Origin of the sequence: Brucella sp. NBRC 14130 (genome assembly GCF_040371715.1) — a bacterium.
Taxonomy (GTDB): Bacteria; Pseudomonadota; Alphaproteobacteria; order Rhizobiales; family Rhizobiaceae; genus Brucella; species Brucella intermedia.
This window is the reverse complement of record NZ_BAABTE010000001.1, coordinates 404,556-423,714: the sequence shown is the minus strand read 5'-3', so window position 1 is coordinate 423,714 and position 19,159 is coordinate 404,556. Positions and strand designations below refer to the sequence as shown.

Genomic DNA, 19,159 nt, shown 5'->3' with positions numbered 1-19,159 from the left:
AGATACAGGAGACAAATATGGCAAAAGTGATTGTTGTAACTTCCGGTAAAGGTGGCGTTGGCAAAACGACATCTACCGCCGCAATCGGCGCCGCGCTGGCGCAACGCGGCGAGAAGACCGTCGTTATCGATTTCGATGTCGGCCTGCGCAACCTCGACCTCGTCATGGGAGCGGAACGCCGCGTCGTGTTCGATCTGGTCAATGTCATTCAGGGCGATGCAAAGCTTCCGCAGGCCTTGATCCGCGACAAGCGTCTTGAGACGCTCTATCTGCTGCCGGCTTCGCAGACACGCGACAAGGATAATCTGACCATCGAGGGCGTCGACCGCGTCATGGAAGACCTCAAGAAGGAGTTCGACTGGATCATTTGCGACAGCCCTGCCGGAATTGAACGCGGTGCCACGCTGGCAATGCGCCATGCAGACATGGCGGTGGTCGTCACAAATCCCGAAGTATCGTCGGTGCGTGATTCCGATCGCATTATCGGCCTGCTGGACGCCAAGACGCTCAAGGCCGAGCGTGGCGAACGTGTGGAAAAACATCTTCTCCTGACCCGTTACGACCCGGTTCGCGCTGAACGCGGCGATATGCTGAAGGTTGAAGACGTTCTGGAAATCCTGTCCATCCCGCTTCTGGGCATCATTCCCGAAAGCCAGGACGTTCTGCGGGCCTCCAATATTGGTTCCCCCGTGACGCTTGCCGATCAGCGCAGTGCGCCTGCATTGGCTTACCTCGACGCAGCCCGCCGCCTTGCCGGTGAAGAAGTGCCGATGACTGTTCCATCCGAAAAGCGCGGCCTTCTGGGTAAACTTTTCGGAAGGAGAGCGGCATGAGCCTGTTTCGTTTCTTCAGCAAACCTGCTTCCGCGCCACAAGCGCGCGAACGGTTGCAGGTTCTGCTCGCCCATGAAAGGGCATCGCACGAACATTCCGATCTTGTCGCGGTATTGCGGGAGGAAATCCTTGCCGTCATCGCCAAGCATATCCAGATCGATCGTGACAAGGTCAGCGTGAAAATGGATCGGGGCGACCAGATGTCGACGCTGGAAGTCGATATCGAGCTTCCACTGAAGACGAAAGCGAAGGTGCGGGCAGCCTGACGAACACCGAACTTGCGGATAGCCAGAAAGATGGAGGGAAAACCATGAACCGCGGTGCACTTCTCACCAGATTGAAGGAGCTTCAGGAGCTTCCAAAGTTTCAGAAGCGGGATATCTGTAGCATAAGCGCTTTCTTGCAGCTCGAGGCACTGGCAGAGCACGTCAGGGTCTGTGAAGAGGCAGCAGGTGTCGCGCAAACGGGGCAGGATCATTGATCCTGCCTTTTTCTTGTTGTTCGCTTGGGCGATAGACAGCTCTTCGGAAAGCCAGCCGGAAGAGCGCGCCGGATATTCGCGCCTTCACGGCACGGCAAAGAACATCTGCAAATAGCAGCCGAGGAAAACAAGGGCGATCAGCGCCGCGATGAGGAACAGGAGCTTCATTCTTCATGCATCGCTCAATCGCTGTTCACGTTCAAGAAAACAGATGGTGATTGACCGAAGGGTAAGGAAAAGCCTTGTCTGGTTTCTCGCCTTGCGACAGCGCGCCCGGTTGGATGGCAGTCATTTTTGAGGAAGGGGCGCAAGTTCCCGGCGCGCTGTCGTGAGGACGGTCTGCGTCAATCCTGCAAGTCGGTCGGCCGCCAGGCGGTTCACTTGCCAGAACAAGGGAATATCCAGAGCCGTATCGGGGATTAGCTCAACCAGCCGCCCGGCTTTCAGATGCTCGCCGACCAATTGCACCGGGTTCATCCCCCATCCCATGCCTGACAGGCTTGCATCGACGAAGGCCTGCGTCGAGGGAAGCCAATGCGTCGGGCAAGTCATATCGGTTCCGAGAACAGAACGGACCCAGCGATCCTGCAATCTGTCCTTTTGGTTAAATGTCAGCGCGGGGGCCTTGGCAATCGCATCGCGGGTTACTCCGTCGGGAAAATACCGGGTGATGAAATCCGGCGATGCTGTGGCGCGATAGCGAAGAGTACCAAGCGGGGTGAGACGGCAGCCTTGCACGGGTTTGGGCAGGGAAGTGACAGCGGCGACGACGCGTCCCCGTTGCAGCCATTCGGCGGTGTGATCCTGGTCATCGACGGCAATGTTGAAGAGATAATCCGATGCGGTGCTGAAATGCGAAATCGCATTCAGAAACCAGGTGCCAAGGCTATCGGCGGTGGTGGCTATATGAAGCGTAACGCGCTGAGCACTATTCTCGCTGCCGGACAGTCCTGGCAATTCCGCCAGAAGCTCTCGTTCGAGCATGCCGACCTGCTCGATGTGACGGCATAGCCAATCACCCTTTTCAGTTGCCGTGCAGGGCGTTCCCCGCTCAATCAGGACCGCGCCCAGCCGCTCTTCCAGATGTTTGACGCGCTGGGAGATCGCAGACGGCGTAACACTCAAAGCACGTGCGGCTTTTTCAAAGCTGCCTGTCTGCACTACCATTGCCACTGCTCTCAGAGCAGAATAGTCGATCATTAGGTTTCCTAAACTGAGTTTATCAGATTTAACTATTCTAATGGGCTTCCGTCCGCTATCCAAGGGCCAACTTACTCCCAGATGGCGACCACTCATGAATCCTTCCGTCTACGTCACCGGCCTCACCATGGGCCTCAGCCTGATTGTTGCTATTGGCGCGCAAAACGCCTTCGTGTTGCGGCAGGGATTGCGGGATGAGCATGTGTTTGCTGTCAGTCTCGTTTGCGCCATATCGGATGCCATATTGATCCTTATTGGCGTGACGAGCTTCCAGAAGATCGCTGCCATCATGCCGGCGCTCGATCCCATCATGCGATACGGCGGAGCGGCTTTTCTGATCTGGTATGGTGCCCGAAGCCTCCATTCGGCCTTCACATCCTCTGCCGTACTGGCGACGGCGAACGGGGCGTCCGTAAGCCTGACGAGGACGCTGGCAACCTGTCTGGCGCTGACATGGCTCAATCCGCATGTTTATCTGGACACGGTCGTTCTTCTCGGAACGATCTCCACGCAGTTTCCCGGTTTGGAAACATCGTTTGCCGCAGGTGCGATCACTGCGTCTTTCGTGTTCTTCTTTTCGCTCGGTTTCGGTGCCCGCTGGTTGCGCCCGATTTTCGCCCGTCCATCTTCCTGGCGTATTCTGGAAGGCGTGATTGCACTTACGATGTGGTCAATTGCGCTGAAGCTCGTGATCGGCATGTAAGGAAAAAGCCGGAAGCGATAAACGCATCCGGCTTTTTTGAGTTTTCAGTGGGACGTTGTCTATAGTCCCATTGCCTTGAGTTCCTGAAGCGGAGGGATCGTCTCGAACATGACAGGATCGAGGCGGTCCCAGATGATCCCGCAGGTCGGCTTATGCGGGTCTTTAACCTCTATGGTGCGGGTGGGCGTGAAAATCACGTCCGCAACCGTGTCGTAGATATCGGGCGTCAGCTTTTCGGACAGAACCTGACAATCATGCACGACAGCGGCTGCCGGCGTAGCGGCGGTGATGCGACCCAGACGGTAGAGCATGCCCCATTCGGCATCGAAGAAACCATGCCCCTTGCCGAAACGGACCCCTTCCAGATTGATGGCCCCGGTGCCCGTGACCATGTAGTCGATGACCGGCAGGGCCGAGATGTCTTTCAGCGTTACCGGCTGCCCGACACGCTCCATGCCGTCAAGCGTTGACGCATAGAGGTAGTGATCCGGCGAAATCAGTTTCGGATCGAGAACCCAGAAGCCGCGCCTGATGGAGTAAGTGGTTATCAGAACGGTCTTGCCGTCCTTGAGGGCCTGAAGGCGAAGGCGGTCGAGACAATTGTCGGGCGTGATGAAGATGAAATCGGCATTCTGATAATAGCGATGGCTGGTCAGGCGGGCGACCGCCTCCTCGCCGCCTTCAAAATCCGCGATGAATTCGCCAAAGTCGAAATGGAAACGGCTATCCGGAACAGCGACCTTGCGCAACTCGCTCCACACACGTTCGCGAACGGAAGCTTTGTGATCGGTGATTTCCATGGGGACTCCTTGCATTTTAGTCTGCCGGGCTCATACCCCGGCGGGCGAGCACACGGCGCTCGCAGAGGGCTACGATCTGGTAGAAAAAGACAGACAGCATGACGGAGACCACGGCGACGGCCCAGATCATGCCGTAGTCGAGATATCCGCGCGATTGGTTGAGCAGGTTTCCAAGGCCTGTTCCGGTGGCCAGCCATTCGGCGATCATGACCCCGAGCAGAGCGCGCGGCACGGCGAGGCGGATGGCCGCGAAGAGATAGGGCAGGGACGCTGGCACCGACACCAGGCGTATCTGTTTCCAGACATTCGCGCCGTATGCGCGGGGTACATCCAGCGCAGCCCGGGGAACCAATGCCATACCCTGCGCCATGGTGACGAAGGCGGGAAAGAATGTGACCGAAATGGTGATCCAGAGGATGACGGACGGCCCGCGCCCCAGCAACAGAACGAGCAGAGGCGTCAGTGCAACCAGAGGCATCGTCTGAGTGACGAGGGCGACAGGCATGAAGCCGCGCACGATGGCTGGTTTGGCGACGGACGCAATGGCGAGTGCAAAGGCAAACAGGATGCCGGCGGCCATGCCGAGAAATGTGAGCGGCAAAGTCTGCAAAAGCGCTGTCAGCAGTTTGGTCTGGGCGGCGGTCGCGGACGGAGCGAGGAACAGATAATCGAACAGTCCGGCAGGTGTTTTCGCTATCATGGCTGGCGTTCCCATGACGACAAGCAACAGCCACCACAAAAGGAACGGAAGCGCGACTGAACAGACAGTGAGAACATAGTTCAGCCCGCGAGAGCGGTGTTGGACAACATCTGGAGCGCTGGCCGGGACGGTGATTGCCTTGGTGCTGCCCGTCAGTACCTTCGCAACAACAGAGAATAGCGCATAGGCCAGCCCCGCGAGCAGGGTAGCGCACAGGCCGATGCCCCATAACCGGGTCGGTTCGGCTCTCCCGAGAGAACCGATCAGATAGGCACCAAGACCGAAGCGACCTCCTCCGCCGAATTCGGCCAGGATGGAACCCAGAACCGCATTCGGAGCAGCAATGCGTAGACCCGCGAGAATCGACGGAAGTGCAGATCGCAATTGCGCCAGGCGCAGCACTTTCCAGCGGTTGCCGCCATATGCACGAACGATATCGATCATGCGGCGGTCCGTCTGGCTGATGCCTGTTACGGTGGCGGCCATGGTGATGAAATAACAACCAAGCGCTGCCAGCGTAATACGCGGCGTCATGCCCGAAAAGGTCAGCACCAGAATGGGCGATATGGCGATTGGAGGCAGTGCGAAAATCGCGATGTTGACGCCACGTCCGAGCTTTGCAGCAGCAGGAAATAGCGCGAACAGGATGCCTGCTGCCACGGCGATGAGATTGCCGATGATAAATCCAGCGCCTGCGCCTTCAAGTGTTGCCAGTATATGGGCGGGATAGTCGGCCCGATCTATCCAGAGACGAGCCAGTATAGCCGACGGTGCCGGAAGGGCGCCATCTGCGATCAGTGAGAAGCGACCGCATATCTCCCATATCGCAAGAAGGATAATCCAGTTGCGCAAGGTCGAGAGATGGGTGGACGGCTTCACGTCAGCCATGCAGGGCCTCCGCGACGGCATCCTCCAGCGCGTGGAACTGCGATGTGCTGAAAATCTCGGGGCTGCGCGGGCGCTCCAATGGAATATCGATGATCTGCGCGATGCGTCCGGGGCGACTGTGCATCACCACGATCCGGTCGGCGAGGAAAACCGCCTCGTCTATGCCGTGGGTAACAAGCAGGGTGGTCGCCTTGCTTTCCAGCCATATGCGTTGAAGCTCAATATTCATCTGGCGGCGCAATATCTGGTCGAGTGCGCCGAAAGGCTCGTCGAGAAACAGAACGCGCGGATCGGTAACCAGTGAGCGGGCAATTGCGACGCGCTGGCGCATGCCACCGGAAAGCTCGCCCGGAAGCGCCTTTTCGAAGCCTTTGAGACCGACAAGAGCGATAAGCTCGGCAATTCTGTGAGACTTCGCAGAACGCGAAAGACCGAGGACATCAAGCGGCAAAGCGATATTGTCTTCGACGCTGCGCCAGGGCATGAGCGCCGCGTCCTGAAAGGCCACGCCCGTCAGCCCGGCTTTTGCCGCCTTGACGGGGCTTTTATCCATAACCGAAATCGCGCCGCTGTCGGGTCGGTCAAGACCGAGTGCCAGCCGCAACATGGTCGACTTGCCGCAGCCCGATGGCCCGATAAGTGCTGTGAACGACCCGGCCGGGCATTCAAGGGAGACATCGGATAATGCAATTACATTCGTGCCACGCCCTGAAAAGGAGCGTGTCACGTTTTCAAGTTTGATCCCGGACATTTCTGGCATCAAATCTCTTCAAGAAGCGTGGTGTCGAAATGATCGCGCTTGGCGGCGATGCCGATCGTACCGAGAGCCGCGATCGTTTTTTCGATGGCTTCCTCGCTCATGGAGAATATGCCATGGGGGGACTCGATCAGCGGCTTCTGGGCAGTGTTGAAATAGACTTCATTTTCCACTGACCGGCCCGTACCCTTAAACCAGCTGTCGATAAATTTGGGCGGGTAGGCTGCCGGGTCCTTGAGGTTTTCATCCCAGCCCTTGCGGCTTGCGCGAAGGAAAGCAACAATATCCTTGCGCTTCGTCTTGAGCGTTTCTTCCGTAACGACCACCGTATCGTTGAAGATGGTGAAGCCGAAGTCATAAAGCAGGAAGAATATGGCCTCTTCACCGGCCTGCTTGATGGTGAAGGGAACGTTGGTCGTAAAATCAAGCGACGCGTCGATTTCACCCTTGATAAGCGGCGTTGGGTCATACGCGTAAGGGACGATGTTAACCTGGGACGGATCGATCCCCGAAATCTTCAGCATTGCCTCGACCGAGATGACATTGACCGGCGGTACCGCAAGGGTCTTGCCGATGAGATCCTTTGGTTCCCTGATCGGATTCTTGGCGAGCGAAACAATGCCGATGGGATTCTTCTGATATTGGGCGCCGATGATCTTGAAAGGTGCGCCCTGTTCGACGATAGCCTTGATCGTCGTGTCCGGAGTGGTGAGTGTCAGGTCAGCCTTGCCCGCAATGATCGCGCTTTCGGGGATGACATCCGGACCGCCGGAAATGTAATTGAGATCAAGGCCTTCTTCTCGATAAAAACCCTTGTCGGCCGCAACAAAATAGCCGCAGAATTCCGCGTCATTGATCCAGGACGCTTGAAAGTTGAACGGCGTATCGGCATCGGCAAAGCGGCTCATCGCAGGAAAGGTGGCAGCAGCTCCCATAAGTCCGAGAAAACGGCGACGATCCAAGGCAATATTCATCGAAACTTCCTTTTGGTGCTGAATTTTCAGGCTATGCCGCGTATGCGGGCGAGTTCACGCAATGGTGGAATCGATTGTATTTCCTCTGCCGAAACCTCGTTCCAGCGGACGCCGCGCGGTCGGCGACGATTGCGCGTTATTTCAATCAGACGGCTTGGTGTGGCAATGAAATCGAGAGCAATATCGCTTTCGGAGACGTTGAGGCGCTCTTCCACGATCTGCACGTCGTGGACTGCTGCGACAATCAGGGATTGCTCGTCTGCAAGCCCCAGGTCGGTGAACATGCCCCATTCCAGATCGAAGAACGCATGGCCTTTGCCAAAGCGGACTCCATCAATGGAAACAGCGGATGCGCCAGTCGCCACGACATCAAAACGGCCGATATGGGTCAGGTCTTCGAGGCTGACCGCTCGACCGAAATGTTCCATCCCGTCAAGCCAGGCTGCGGCTTTCTCCAACCCCGGGGGAACGGATCCCGGTTGCAGTAGGAGAAAGCCGCGCTGCATGCCGTAAGTCGGCATGATGAATGGTGTACCCGACTTGATCAGGCGACGGCGCAACTCGATCATGGAATTATCCGGAGTGACAAAAACCAGATTGGCCTTTGCAAACCCTTCAAGCGCCAGCAAACGATCGGTAGCTGCCTCGACACCCTCAAAGTCCGGAATGAATTCCGAAAACTTGAGGTGGAAGCGTGCATCAGGACGTGCGACATCTTTCAGTCGCTCCCAGATGCGCTGCCGGGTATTGCGGGAATACGCCATGGAGATTCCATGAATTTCAACGTTTCACTATCAATGAAACAAATGTTTCAGTATTGCAAGAGGCAATGATAAGCTTTTTTGGTGCATTAGAGATTCGGAATAAACGCACATGGCTTCACGTCTGGTACTGCGCATACAGGAGCGCTACGCAAAGCTCACGGCAGGAGAGCAGAAAATCGCGCAGCTAGTACTTGAGCGCGAGGACGATATTCTGATTCACTCCGCCACTGAAATCGCGGAGATGGCCGGTGTATCCAAGGCAACGACGGCCCGTTTCTTTCAACATCTGGGCTATGCCGATTTCAACGAAGTAAAACTTCAGGCGCGCGAGGAGCGCAATCGCACCGAGCCCTACGAATATTCGGCCACAATTGATGAAGAAGTGCCGCTGGTGCGTACCATCAGCGCGCATCTTGATCTGGAGATCGCCAATATCACGCGAACCTTCGAGGCGCTGCGTTCCGACAAGATGCGCGAGGCTGCGGAACTGATCGCGGCCGCGCCGCGTGTCTGGGTGATAGGAATGGGGGATGAGGAAGGGTTCGCACGCTATGCGCGGCTCCTGTTTTCCAGGCTGCGGCACAGCGTGATGATCCTTGGCATCAATCAGGGTTCATGGGCTGAAGATCTGGCCATGACCGGCCCGAAAGACGTGCTGTTGCTGATCACGCTGCCACCGCATCGGGCTCTGTTAAAGCAAATTCTGGGATATGCCGCTACGAGCCGGCTGAATATCGTGACCATTACGGACCGTGGATCGGTTTCAGAGGCGCAGCGATATGCCCGCGTCGTCCTTCCATGCCATGTCGACAGTTTCGCATTGGGGGCATCCTATACGGCTGTCAGCAGTGCCATTCGGCTTCTCGCTTTGACCTATGCTTCGCTTGCAGGGAAATCGGCGCAACAGCGACTGGAGATCGTTGCCGGGATACACGACGAACTTGACGATATAGACTGAAGTCTCCCCTTAGTTGCTGCGCACGTGCTCCGGGCGGAAGCCGACGCCGATCAGTCTGCCCGCGAGGTGCGCGAGGATTGGCCAGCGGGCGAGATACCGCATGAAAGCGGGCGGTCCATCCGGCCTCCCGTTTTTCGTCTCGCGTTTGCGGCGATCGCTGCGCATCATGAGTTGCAGCTTTTGCGTCGCCTTTGTGGGAAAGCGGCGTCGCGCCTCGACGGCTGCAAGATGGCGGGACAAGACGTCGTTACTCTTGAGCGGCGCAGCCAGATTATTTGCGGCCGCTACAGCATCCTGAATGGCAAGATTGACTCCGAAACCACCGATAGGCGACATGGCATGGGCGGCATCGCCGATGCATAAAAGTCCCGGTTTCCACCACTTCTTCAGTCGATCGATGCGCACACTCAACAGATGGACGTCGTCCCATGTATGTATTTCGTCCATCCGGTCAGGGGGCAATGGGGATACTTTCGCTACCGCTTCCCTGAATGCATCGAGCCCTTTCTGTTTTACCTCGGCGAAAGTCTGCTTGCGCAGCACATAACCGCATTGCCAGGAGTCGCCGCGATCGATCATGACGAACCCCTGCCTGGGGCCGCCATGACCCATCGTATAGGGCGGGTCATCGGGAAGGTGAGACAGTTTCATCCAGAGTATCTCGCTTGGCGAACCAAAGCTCTCGATCTCCATACCGGCTTTTGTGCGCACCACGGAGTTTCTGCCGTCGGCACCCACTACGAGTTTAGCGCTGATATCGATCGTTTCAGCGGGCGTTGCCGCAACTAGACCGGTGACGTTTCCGTCCCGTTCAATCAGTTCCACTACGTTGGCCGGCATTATGAGTTTGAAATTAGGATACTTCGCAGCTTCGCGTGCAATGTAATCCAGAAATTCCCATTGTGGCATGAAAGCGATGAATCTGCACCGCGCTGGAATCCTGGAAAAATCCGCTATCGTTATGTCCTGGCCGCCGATCTCCGCATGTAAGCGGTACGCCTTGGTATGGGGTAACGCAAGCAGGCCGTCCAGCAAGCCAAGCTCATGCATGATCTGAAGAGTGGATGGATGAATTGTGTCGCCACGGAAATCCCGCAGAAAATCCGGGTGCTTCTCGAGAACCGTCACGCTCACGCCTGAACGGGCAAGCAGAAGACCTAACATCAAGCCTGCTGGCCCGCCGCCCGCTATCACGCAGTCCGTCTTTATGGAGTTGCTATGCGATGTGACTGGCTGCGTCATGACTTATCCACTCAACCATGCTGGTGCGGTCCAAAAGACATAAAAAGACCGGCGCTCTCGTAGGTCAAGCGCCGGCTGGAAGTCTACGCGACCAGAAGAGGTCAAAACATGAATTAAATTATCATGTTTTATTTGTCAAGTTATCAGCCAACGACCGGAAGCCGCAGAAAATGAATGCTATAATGTTATAAACTCAAAACAGCACGTTTTTTGGGGGGCTAGCCGAGAGCGGGCGGCTTGCTTTTACCGAGCTGACGTTCCCGGAAGACAGAAAACAGTCCGGCGCCTACGACGATAAGCGCACCGGCGACAATGTTCCATGTCAGCTGTTCATGGAATACCGTAACTGCGATACATGCGCCTATAACAAGTTGAAGATAGGTGATGGGCTGCACTTCTCCAGCCTCCAGAATGTCATAGGCACGGATCAGGAAGTAGTGACTCGCGATGCCGCAGGCGCAAAGAGCCGCCATCCAGAACCAGTCGCTCCGTGCAATCGGCATCAGATAGAAGCTGCCTACGAATGTAAGGGCCGCAGCACCAGCCATCCCGGTATAGAAGAAGCTGGTCATGGCGTCGTCGCTTTTGCTGACGGCGCGCGTCGCAACAGCATAGACGGCGAACATGACCATCGCTGCAACAGGCAGAAGCAGGGACGCGTCGAACTTGGCATTGACGGGATTAATGATCAGCAGGACACCGATCAGTCCAACGATGATCGCCGTCCAGCGCCTCCATCCCACCTTTTCACCCAAAAACGGTACGGAAAGCATGGTCACCAGCAGCGGTGCACCCTGAAAGATCGATTGCGCCGTTGCCATGCCTGCACGGCTGAGCGCGAAGATGAAGGTCACGATTTCGGCGGCAAGCAGAATACCGCGAAAAAGCTGCAGAAATGGGCGGTTCGTCGCGGCAGCTTTGGCGATGCCGCCGGAGCGAATGGCAAGCAGAAGAACGAAAGCTGCAAAAACCCAATAGCGGATCATCGTTATCAGGATGGGCGAATAATGCGTACCAAGGTACTTCGAGATACCATCCTGCGTCGCGAAAATGGTAACCGCGAGAAGTGTGAATAGATAGCCTTGGCCTTTGCGTGTCATGGCGCACTCATATCGGGACAATCCCGCAGGTGCTACCCATAAATTCTCATATGCTCAGATAGTATGGGGCCGGACTTTATCGACAGAAAGGCCGGCGATTAGCGCCGGCCTCTCCGTGGTCAAAACTGCTTTCGCTCAGTTTTCGGTATGGTGCTGCTTGGCGAGGTCCTCAACGCTCACGTCCGGTTCATTGCGGGTTTTATAAAGCGAATACAGTACTCCGCTTGCGAGGATGGCCAGCGTCGCGACAAGCGACAGCAGCGTGTTGATGTGAACGCCGAGCGGCACGAGGAAAATCTTGATGCCGATAAGCACCAGAATGATTGCAAGCGAGACCTGCAGATAGCGGAACCGGTTCATCGCAGCGGCGAGTGCGAAGTAAAGCGCACGCAAACCCAGAACGGCAAAGATGTTCGAGGTGTAGACAATGAACGTGTCCTGGGTAACGGCGAAGACGGCCGGGACAGAGTCGACCGCGAAGATGAGGTCGACTGTTTCCACCATGATCAGAGCAACTGCCAGTGGTGTCAGCCAGGTGACCATCTTGCCGGTCTTCGGATGCGGTTGCTTGACCGTAAAATTGCGGCCATGCAACTCGCTGGTGATGTTGAACCGACGGCGCAGAAATTTGAAAACGGCGTTCTGTTCGATGTCAGGCGTCTCGTCCTTGTGACCGAACATCTTGAAGCCGGTGAAAACAAGGAACGCGCCGAAGAGGAAAAGAATCCAGTTGAACTCGTGCACAAGTGCCGCGCCCAGCCCGATCAGGATTGCTCTGAAGGCGATGACACCGAGAATACCCCAGAACAACACGCGGTGCTGATAAAGGCGCGGAATGCCGAGAAAGCCGAAGATCGTGGCGATGACAAACATATTGTCCATCGCGAGGCTCTGCTCGATCAAGTAACCGGTATAAAACTCCAGGCCGGCTTCCGCTCCGCGCTGCCACCACACCCAGCCACCGAAGGCCAATGCGATCAGAACATAGAAGCCATAAAGCAGGAGGCTTTCCTTGGCTTCGATCTCGTGTTCGTCACGATGGAGAATGCCGAGGTCGAAGACAAGCAAGCCCACGACGACAACAATGAATGCCGCCCAAAAATATACAGGTGTACCAAGAAAATCGCCCGATAGGGCTACAATAAGCGAATCCATCGCCGGACCATCTCCATTTGAACAAGTGGAGCAGCCCCGACATCGCCATAGCGGTAGCCATGACCAGAGGGGCCCGGCGCTGCATTTCTTCAAATGTGTATGGTTTGGCCAAGTTCAAGAGTGGAAACTGAATTTTTTGTAATGTTGCTCGAATTCGAAATAGCCAAGGAGATCGCGGGCCCGAAGGGGCCCTATTCCTGAGTGTGTGCAATGGATACTGATAGTTGGGGTCAGGCACCGAACGCCGAGCACTGAGGGAGCATTTTTTTGGCAATGGCGACATGAACTTGCCGCCAAAAAGCTAAAAAGTATCCAAGCTTTTTCTCGAAAGCAAATGGCTGGGGGACCTGGATTCGAACCAAGACTAACGGAGTCAGAGTCTTCAAATGGACATTGAAAACATTATCTAATTTCGAATTTGTTGCACCCATGTCGCGTTCACATAAACGCAGCCGCCGCTTTATCCATCAGTGATCCGTCATCGCCCCGTTCGAACAGATGCGAATACGTATCCAACGTTACGGTAATCGAAGAATGTCCAAGACGCTCCTGAACAACTTTTGCGGGCAGACCCAAGCCGCCATCGATTGGCCGGTTGATGCACCACGACGCATAGAAATGCCGAAGGGCGTGAAGGCCAGTGTATTTAGCCGCAAGCTCGGCGTTCCCTTCCTTATCCACCTTGCCAGTCTTGACGGTGACGCCGGCCGCTACCTGTGCAGGCTGATACCATCGGTGAACTATGTTGCTATGATATTCAATAGCTCCCGTTCCCGTCGGGAATACAAGCCCGAGTGTTCCTTTTGGGCATTCGTCTTTCCAAGCTTTCAAAGCATCAACCAGCGGGCCCGGGAGAGGGATCGTTCGTCTTCCTTTTTTCGACTTCGGGGAGCCTATTTCTTGATAGGCATCGGCGCGTTGCCGAATCGTGATTTCCGCTCGATCCAGATTGACATCTTGCCAACGCAGTCCTCGCAATTCGGAAGCCCGCATCCCGGTCATGCACGCAGTCAGAATGAATACACGCGGTTTGCCCGTAACTGCCGCAAGGATCGCCTTTATCTCGGCGGGCGTCGGAATATCGGTTCCAACTTCGACGGGGCGCTGGTGACGCGCTTCTGCTCTTTTTCGTCCTTTCGCTCGGCCCATGTCCTTCACGGCATTCCGGACGACCAGACCGCGCTCCTGCGCGTCGGAGAGGAGCGAACCCAGACTGACACGGACAGCGCGTACCATCGCTGCAGATCTGCCTTCAGTCTTGAGCGCATCGAGGAAGTTGCGAATTTCCGGCACGGATATCTCATTCAAGCGCTTTTTGCCGATGAATGGAATGATGTGGAGCTCGACGTGCTGCTTGTATTGATCGACTGTCGACCGCTCCAGAGCGCCGTCGCATTCGGACAGCCAGAACTCGGCGGCCTTCTTAATAGTCACGGTGTCCGCATCGGCTACGTGAACGCGCCCCATGACTTCTATGTGCGATTGAGAGTCGAACGCTTCGGCCTCTTTTTTAGTCCTGAACGTTTTCAGATGGCGCTTGCCTTTCTGGTCGACGTAGTCACAGACCCACGCTGTTTTTACTACGCCTTTTGTCGTCCAAGTTCTTTCCCTGATGGACATCTATGTCTCCGTTTTGTGACTAACGGAATACGCGTAACATGGAAAACAGCGCGGGGTCAAAAAAGCAGGTTGACATATCGCGGTGAGACACGCATCATTTTCGCGATGGGTGAAACTCATCTGCCCTACGGGGCTGGGCCGACTGCCGTAAATGAGGCGGGGCCAACGATTAAAAGCCGCCACCGAACCCCGCGGCAAGCTTCCACACCACCGAACCACAACAAGCCATACGTGCGTCTTTCTGCGCGCGCTGGTAATACGAGGAGATTCCGCATGAAGGCGGGAAACGATAATCTGGCCGATGACATGCTCGTCGGAGCGAAAGCAATTGCGTCATTCTCAGGCTTCGGAGAGAGGACTGTTTATCACTTGGCAAAAACCGGAGTACTGCCGACATTTAAAGTCGGCGACTTGGTGTGCGCTCGGAAATCCAAGCTTCTTGCGTTCATTGAAAAGCAGGAGGCAGCATGACCAGCGCAGCATCCATTTCTTATTTCTTGACCCACGAAGCGTCCCGCATGACCCGTGAAGCCATGCTCGACCTGTTCAACGCAGAATTCCCAGATTACGAGGGTAACGACGAATTCCATCGAGGTCTTCGCGCTGGAGTAGCTCTGTTCCAGCAAGAAGCTGCGATGCGGGGCGAAACCCTAGACATACGCGGCGCCCTGGCGCGGCTAGCCAAGGTTTCCCGGTATGAAATCGAAGATGAATTCGCAGAGGATATAGCTGCGTCCCCAACCGGCCTAAGCACCGCCATCCACTAACCCACTACCACCACGCCAACCGCATGCGCACCCGCCCGCGCCACGGGTAGTTGCGCGCCAAAACACGAGGAAAACTGATGAAATCAGCTGCTGATAATTCCGCCACCCGATCGCACTTGGCCGCCAAGGCACGCTTTCAGAATGCCGTCCAGAACCGCGCGCCTGTTGCGTTCATTGTTGACGACACATTGGTTGATAAGATCGGACAGGAAACAGTTCTCACACTTTTCTGCGACGGCCGATACGACGAAAGTGAATTCCAAATAGATATCGTTTTGGAAAGCCCAATTTACCGTCGACAAGAACGTGGGCAGAAAGAGCTCGGCCGCCTATGCGAAAGTGTCGGTTTGCGCACGATTGAAGATTCTCCGGAGCTGCACGGCAAGGAGGCAGTGTTGCGTCGGGCGGATGATGGCGAACTGTTCTTCACTCCACACAATTTGATCTTTACGGCCTCCTGAGCATGACCATCCGTATTCACAATTTCACCCCCGCGCGATCCGGCGCGGGGAACACCCTCGCTTGGTTCGACGCCGAGTTTTCGAATGGGCTGAAGGTCCAACGATTGAAACTCGTCCAAACCAGAAACGGCTATCGCATCTACGGGCCGCGCGATCATTTGGGGCAACTGATATCTATGCCGATCCCGCTTGCCGATGAAATCGCAGAACTTGTCCTCCCTTATTGGAAAGCAGTCGTAAGCAATGCAGAACACCGTCGCACAGCAGCCTGACCTTTCTCCCACTGCAATCCGCCACGCGGTTCTTGCTAACGGGTATAAGCCCATTCCGGTTCACGGTAAGCGTCCTCAGCTCAAAGGCTGGCAGCAGCTTTCGCCGACCCCCGCATCGATAGATGCGTGGGAACGTGGGTACGCCGACCATGCGAACACCGGCATTTTGACCGGCGAAGTCGTTGCTATCGACATCGACGCCGCAAATCCCGATGCATCTGAGCGCCTAATTGCCGAACTGCTGAAAATCCCCGGTGCCATGCAGGCGCCGTGCAGGACAGGGCGCGCGCCGAAATGCCTTTTTGTGTTCCGCGCGTCGGAGCCGCGAAAGAAGGCGACTACGCAGGTTTATCTCGTGAACGGCGAAAAGTGCCAGGTTGAAGTACTCGGCGAAGGTCAGCAGTTCGTGGCGTATGGCATTCATCCGGATACACAGCAGCCTTATACTTGGACAAGCGGCGATCCGACAACTGTGCCATTCCAAGATTTGACGGAGGTCACGCCAGAACAGGTTGACGCCTACCTGTTGGCCGCCGAAGCCATCCTTGCTGAACTTGGTGAGCCCGAGCGCAAAGCCGCACCGGTATCGGCTCGCGCGTCGAGCGGTTCGACTTTCTGGACCCGTGTGAATGCGGCCGCGCTTGATAACACAGACGCTTGGGTTCGGTTGCTTTTCTCAACGGCGCACAAGGAGTCCGGCACTGGCGCTTGGCGTGTCACGTCCAAAGAACTGGGCCGTGGGCTACAGGAAGATATTTCCATACACGCCGACGGAATTCAGGATTTTGGCGAGGAACGCGGCCTGACGCCTATCGATCTTGTGCGCGAGTATGGCGGTGCAGCATCTGCGAAGGACGCTGCTTTCTGGCTGTGTGAACAGTTAGGCCGTTCGCCTTCTGACTTGGGGTGGGAAGTTACGGAGCCGGTTAAACTCTCTTTCTCAAACATAGCAGCGCAGGTCGAAGCCGCGAACGATGATGATGAAGGTGACATTGGCCGCGAAACTCCCCAGCCAGACCCAGGCGGCCTGCCTCTCAGCCTTTGTTATCCACCGGGCGCTGTGGGAGAAATCGCCAAATTTATCGTGTCATGCTCGCGGTTTCCATCGCCGCACCTCTCGCTGGCTTCTTCCCTGGCTTTTGTATCGGCGCTGATCGGTCGCCGATACAAAGGGCCGACCGGGTTGCGCTCAAACATATACGTTATCGGCTTGGCGGAATCAGGCTTCGGCAAGGACATTACCATCCGAGCCGTGCAAAGCATCGCGTCTAGTACTGTGGCTGGCGATAAGGTCACCAAGTTTGTTTTTTCCGACAGAATCGCAAGCCTACCCGGACTGGCTAATAAACTACGTCGTCACCCGGCATGCGTGGCACAGCAGGATGAGTTCGGGAAGTTCATTCGGCAGTATATGGGTGAAAAAGCCCCGGCTCACCGTGAGGAAGTTGCAACAGCTTTGCTTGAGCTAACAGGCGCTGCATCCGGGCTTTGGGGAGGACAGGAAAAGGCTGACGGCAATGTTCCTAGCATCCAGAATCCGTGCTTTTCGATCCATGGTGTGTCGACTCCGTCCACCTTTTGGGGAGCGCTTACGGGTGCCAGTATTGATGAAGGTCTGCTTGGTCGATTTGTCCTGATCGACGCTGGCGATAGAGATCCCAAAAAGGTTCGCAGGCCAGAAAATAGCCATGAGAACGTACCGCAACACATCTCTGATGCCGTATGGGAGTTGTTAGGCGGCGTCGGTCGAGGGCAGTCACTTTACCAAGGACCGTTTTTTGCATTGAATGCCGACAGTGAAACTAAACCTCATCCAATTGTGACGGTTGAATACGCGTCATCTGATGTCGATGATTTCTTTGAGGAATTCGACGACAGTATGCGTGCGATGAAAAAGAAGGTGAAGGTCGAATATGCACCGATATGCAACCGAGTCGGTGAGAATGCCGCCCGGCTCGCCCTGATCGTGGCGGTTGGTGCCAATCCGCGCGAGCCGATTATCACGATGGAAATCCAACAGTGGGCGAATGCCGTTGCCGAGCACTCGTTCAAGCTGCTTTTAAAAGGTGCGGACGAGAACATAGCCGACAATCATCTGTCGGCCGAATATATCCGCGTTCGAAATATGATCATTCGGAGCGGAAAAAAAGGCATTCGTCACAGTGACATTAGAAAAAACCTAAAGAGCGGCATACGAACGCAACGCCTAGATGAAATCATCGGAGACCTGATAACTTCCGGCGATGCAAAGCTTTTGATCGCACCGGCAAAAAGCGGTCAGAAGCAGACCAGATGGTGGGCAAGAGACTTTTTCCCAGAAGATGCAACGGTGCCAAATGGTATGGATTTGGCTGGTGGATAGCATTGCGAAAGACTGGTGTAAGGGGTGGGGAAAATCCATAGCGGGCCATGATCGGCGTGCAATATTCCCCACACCTTCCGGCACCCTTACCCCCACCCTTCCACCACACCTTTAGATACATCTATATATTAAAAAATATATATATATCATATAGTTATATAAGGGTGGGGTGGAGAAAACATAGGGTGTCACCCAAAAAGGCAAAAATAGACGTCATTTTTGCGTGTATTCACGCGCGCGCGAGGAATTTGACAGAGCGCGGCACAAACGGAGGAACATTTATGGGCGAAGCCAAACGAAAAAATCTGGTCCGCAGATTGTGTTTCATCACACCAGCATTTTACGAACGAACCTTATCTGGATGTCCGGAAAGATTGAGTTGGAAGGACAGGGTAAGCCGGCTTTTCACCCTCATATGGGGAAGCACATTTCACAGAGCGTTGAAGCGCGACGTCCCTGTAGGGAATTCCCTCCGCTGGCGTGGTTTACGTCGAGAATTGATGTTCCTCACTGCCTTCGAAAAATTACCTTCTGTGGCGAAAATCAAGAGACGGGAGAGGTTACGAATATCGTACTTTCAGATCGCGAGGCTTCTGCGATATCGCTCCGCCGCATGGCGCTAGGTTTTCGTGTTGAAGATATTGGCGTCATCCGTTGGACGGATCATTACGGATACTGCACCGCTGAAGGGCGTGACCTGAATGAATATGCGATTGAGTACGGCGACAACCCAGAAGACTGGTGGGTATCTGAAACTCCAGTCGACGTCGCGCTCGTCCATGAGGCGTGGGTAGCAACCTCATCATGGGGCGTAAAAATGCAGCGCATGCCCGGATATGAAAAAGATATCAGGAGGATGGTAGCCCTTTGCAAAGAGCGTAGAACTTATATCCCTCCGGCATGGCTATCGAGAGATGATGCCCAGGCGCTGGCACAATCTATCGGACTTCCCTGCGTCGATGCGGACGAAGAGGCCGACAGGTTTCTGCAAAGCCATTAACACCGCATTTATTAAACGACCACACCATCACTACTGGCCTCACCAGCCACCACCACAACACGAGGAGCATTATGTCCAATATTCAGAAAAACATTCAGGCTGCCCTTCTGGGAGTTTCCGAC

At 55.4% G+C, this 19,159-nt stretch carries 20 protein-coding genes; 10 read left to right on the top strand and 10 right to left on the bottom strand.

What is annotated here, in order from left to right; all coding sequences use genetic code 11:
* Positions 1-17: 17 nt before the first annotated feature.
* Together minD and minE are read left to right on the top strand one after the other, a co-directional pair.
* Complete coding sequence (minD, locus tag ABWW28_RS02120) at positions 18-833, top strand: septum site-determining protein MinD (RefSeq protein WP_006472480.1); 816 nt, start codon at positions 18-20, stop codon at positions 831-833.
* Entirely contained in the window at positions 830-1,099 is a 270-nt protein-coding gene (gene minE / locus ABWW28_RS02115) for a cell division topological specificity factor MinE (protein WP_006468449.1), read from the top strand. The genes minD and minE overlap by 4 nt, the downstream gene beginning before the upstream one ends.
* A 503-nt stretch (positions 1,100-1,602) precedes the next feature.
* Here the strand turns inward: minE and ABWW28_RS02110 are convergent.
* Positions 1,603-2,514 (bottom strand): LysR family transcriptional regulator ArgP, encoded by a 912-nt coding sequence (locus ABWW28_RS02110; protein ID WP_353390173.1) that lies wholly within the window; start codon positions 2,512-2,514, stop codon positions 1,603-1,605.
* A 94-nt stretch (positions 2,515-2,608) separates the two neighbouring features.
* Here ABWW28_RS02110 and ABWW28_RS02105 point away from each other — a divergent pair, with 94 nt between their 5' ends.
* On the top strand, positions 2,609-3,217 hold the full coding sequence (locus tag ABWW28_RS02105; protein ID WP_006472482.1) for a LysE/ArgO family amino acid transporter: 609 nt from the start codon (positions 2,609-2,611) through the stop codon (positions 3,215-3,217).
* A gap of 59 nt (positions 3,218-3,276) precedes the next feature.
* Here the strand turns inward: ABWW28_RS02105 and ABWW28_RS02100 are convergent, their stop codons facing one another.
* Genes ABWW28_RS02100 through ABWW28_RS02080 form a run of 5 tightly spaced genes read right to left on the bottom strand, consistent with a single transcriptional unit; the run spans position 3,277 to position 8,100 of the window.
* A complete protein-coding gene (locus ABWW28_RS02100) occupies positions 3,277-4,017 on the bottom strand; it encodes a 5-formyltetrahydrofolate cyclo-ligase (protein ID WP_006472483.1) in 741 nt (246 codons plus the stop codon).
* Positions 4,018-4,033: 16 nt separating this feature from the next.
* Entirely contained in the window at positions 4,034-5,605 is a 1,572-nt protein-coding gene (locus ABWW28_RS02095) for an ABC transporter permease (RefSeq protein WP_006472484.1), read from the bottom strand.
* Complete coding sequence (locus tag ABWW28_RS02090; RefSeq protein WP_025092083.1) at positions 5,598-6,365, bottom strand: ABC transporter ATP-binding protein; 768 nt, start codon at positions 6,363-6,365, stop codon at positions 5,598-5,600. Before ABWW28_RS02090 ends, ABWW28_RS02095 begins: the two co-directional genes overlap by 8 nt.
* The gene (locus ABWW28_RS02085; protein WP_006468456.1) at positions 6,365-7,336 is read right to left on the bottom strand and encodes an ABC transporter substrate-binding protein; all 972 of its coding nucleotides are present in this window, start codon (positions 7,334-7,336) and stop codon (positions 6,365-6,367) included. Before ABWW28_RS02085 ends, ABWW28_RS02090 begins: the two co-directional genes overlap by 1 nt.
* Before the next feature lie 26 nt (positions 7,337-7,362).
* The gene (locus ABWW28_RS02080) at positions 7,363-8,100 is read right to left on the bottom strand and encodes a 5-formyltetrahydrofolate cyclo-ligase (RefSeq protein WP_025092082.1); all 738 of its coding nucleotides are present in this window, start codon (positions 8,098-8,100) and stop codon (positions 7,363-7,365) included.
* A 109-nt stretch (positions 8,101-8,209) separates the two neighbouring features.
* On the opposite strand from ABWW28_RS02080, the gene ABWW28_RS02075 reads away from it, so the two are divergent.
* Positions 8,210-9,058, top strand: a complete 849-nt coding sequence (locus ABWW28_RS02075) for a MurR/RpiR family transcriptional regulator (protein WP_006468458.1) — start codon at positions 8,210-8,212, stop codon at positions 9,056-9,058.
* 9 nt (positions 9,059-9,067) lie between these two features.
* On the opposite strand, the gene ABWW28_RS02070 is transcribed toward ABWW28_RS02075, so the two are convergent.
* The 4 genes from ABWW28_RS02070 to ABWW28_RS02055 all read right to left on the bottom strand — a co-directional run bounded on the left by ABWW28_RS02070 (position 9,068) and on the right by ABWW28_RS02055 (position 14,175).
* Positions 9,068-10,300: an FAD-dependent oxidoreductase gene (locus ABWW28_RS02070; RefSeq protein WP_006468459.1), complete on the bottom strand. Its 1,233-nt coding sequence runs from the start codon at positions 10,298-10,300 to the stop codon at positions 9,068-9,070.
* Between the two features lie 218 nt (positions 10,301-10,518).
* Positions 10,519-11,400, bottom strand: coding sequence for a DMT family transporter (locus ABWW28_RS02065; protein WP_006472486.1), 882 nt, complete (start codon positions 11,398-11,400; stop codon positions 10,519-10,521).
* Between the two features lie 135 nt (positions 11,401-11,535).
* A complete protein-coding gene (locus ABWW28_RS02060; protein ID WP_006472487.1) occupies positions 11,536-12,555 on the bottom strand; it encodes a TerC family protein in 1,020 nt (339 codons plus the stop codon).
* A 438-nt stretch (positions 12,556-12,993) separates the two neighbouring features.
* Positions 12,994-14,175 (bottom strand): tyrosine-type recombinase/integrase, encoded by a 1,182-nt coding sequence (locus ABWW28_RS02055; RefSeq protein WP_353390167.1) that lies wholly within the window; start codon positions 14,173-14,175, stop codon positions 12,994-12,996.
* 273 nt (positions 14,176-14,448) lie between these two features.
* Here ABWW28_RS02055 and ABWW28_RS02050 point away from each other — a divergent pair, with 273 nt between their 5' ends.
* The 6 genes from ABWW28_RS02050 to ABWW28_RS02025 all read left to right on the top strand — a co-directional run bounded on the left by ABWW28_RS02050 (position 14,449) and on the right by ABWW28_RS02025 (position 19,037).
* Entirely contained in the window at positions 14,449-14,646 is a 198-nt protein-coding gene (locus ABWW28_RS02050) for a helix-turn-helix domain-containing protein (protein WP_124915916.1), read from the top strand.
* Entirely contained in the window at positions 14,643-14,942 is a 300-nt protein-coding gene (locus ABWW28_RS02045; protein WP_124915917.1) for a hypothetical protein, read from the top strand. The genes ABWW28_RS02050 and ABWW28_RS02045 overlap by 4 nt, the downstream gene beginning before the upstream one ends.
* Before the next feature lie 77 nt (positions 14,943-15,019).
* A complete protein-coding gene (locus tag ABWW28_RS02040; protein ID WP_353390165.1) occupies positions 15,020-15,403 on the top strand; it encodes a hypothetical protein in 384 nt (127 codons plus the stop codon).
* Positions 15,404-15,405: 2 nt separating this feature from the next.
* Positions 15,406-15,675, top strand: a complete 270-nt coding sequence (locus ABWW28_RS02035; RefSeq protein WP_176588709.1) for a hypothetical protein — start codon at positions 15,406-15,408, stop codon at positions 15,673-15,675.
* Positions 15,647-18,037, top strand: a complete 2,391-nt coding sequence (locus ABWW28_RS02030; protein WP_353390163.1) for a bifunctional DNA primase/polymerase — start codon at positions 15,647-15,649, stop codon at positions 18,035-18,037. Before ABWW28_RS02035 ends, ABWW28_RS02030 begins: the two co-directional genes overlap by 29 nt.
* 361 nt (positions 18,038-18,398) lie before the next feature.
* Positions 18,399-19,037: a hypothetical protein gene (locus tag ABWW28_RS02025; protein ID WP_353390161.1), complete on the top strand. Its 639-nt coding sequence runs from the start codon at positions 18,399-18,401 to the stop codon at positions 19,035-19,037.
* Positions 19,038-19,159 lie beyond the last annotated feature (122 nt).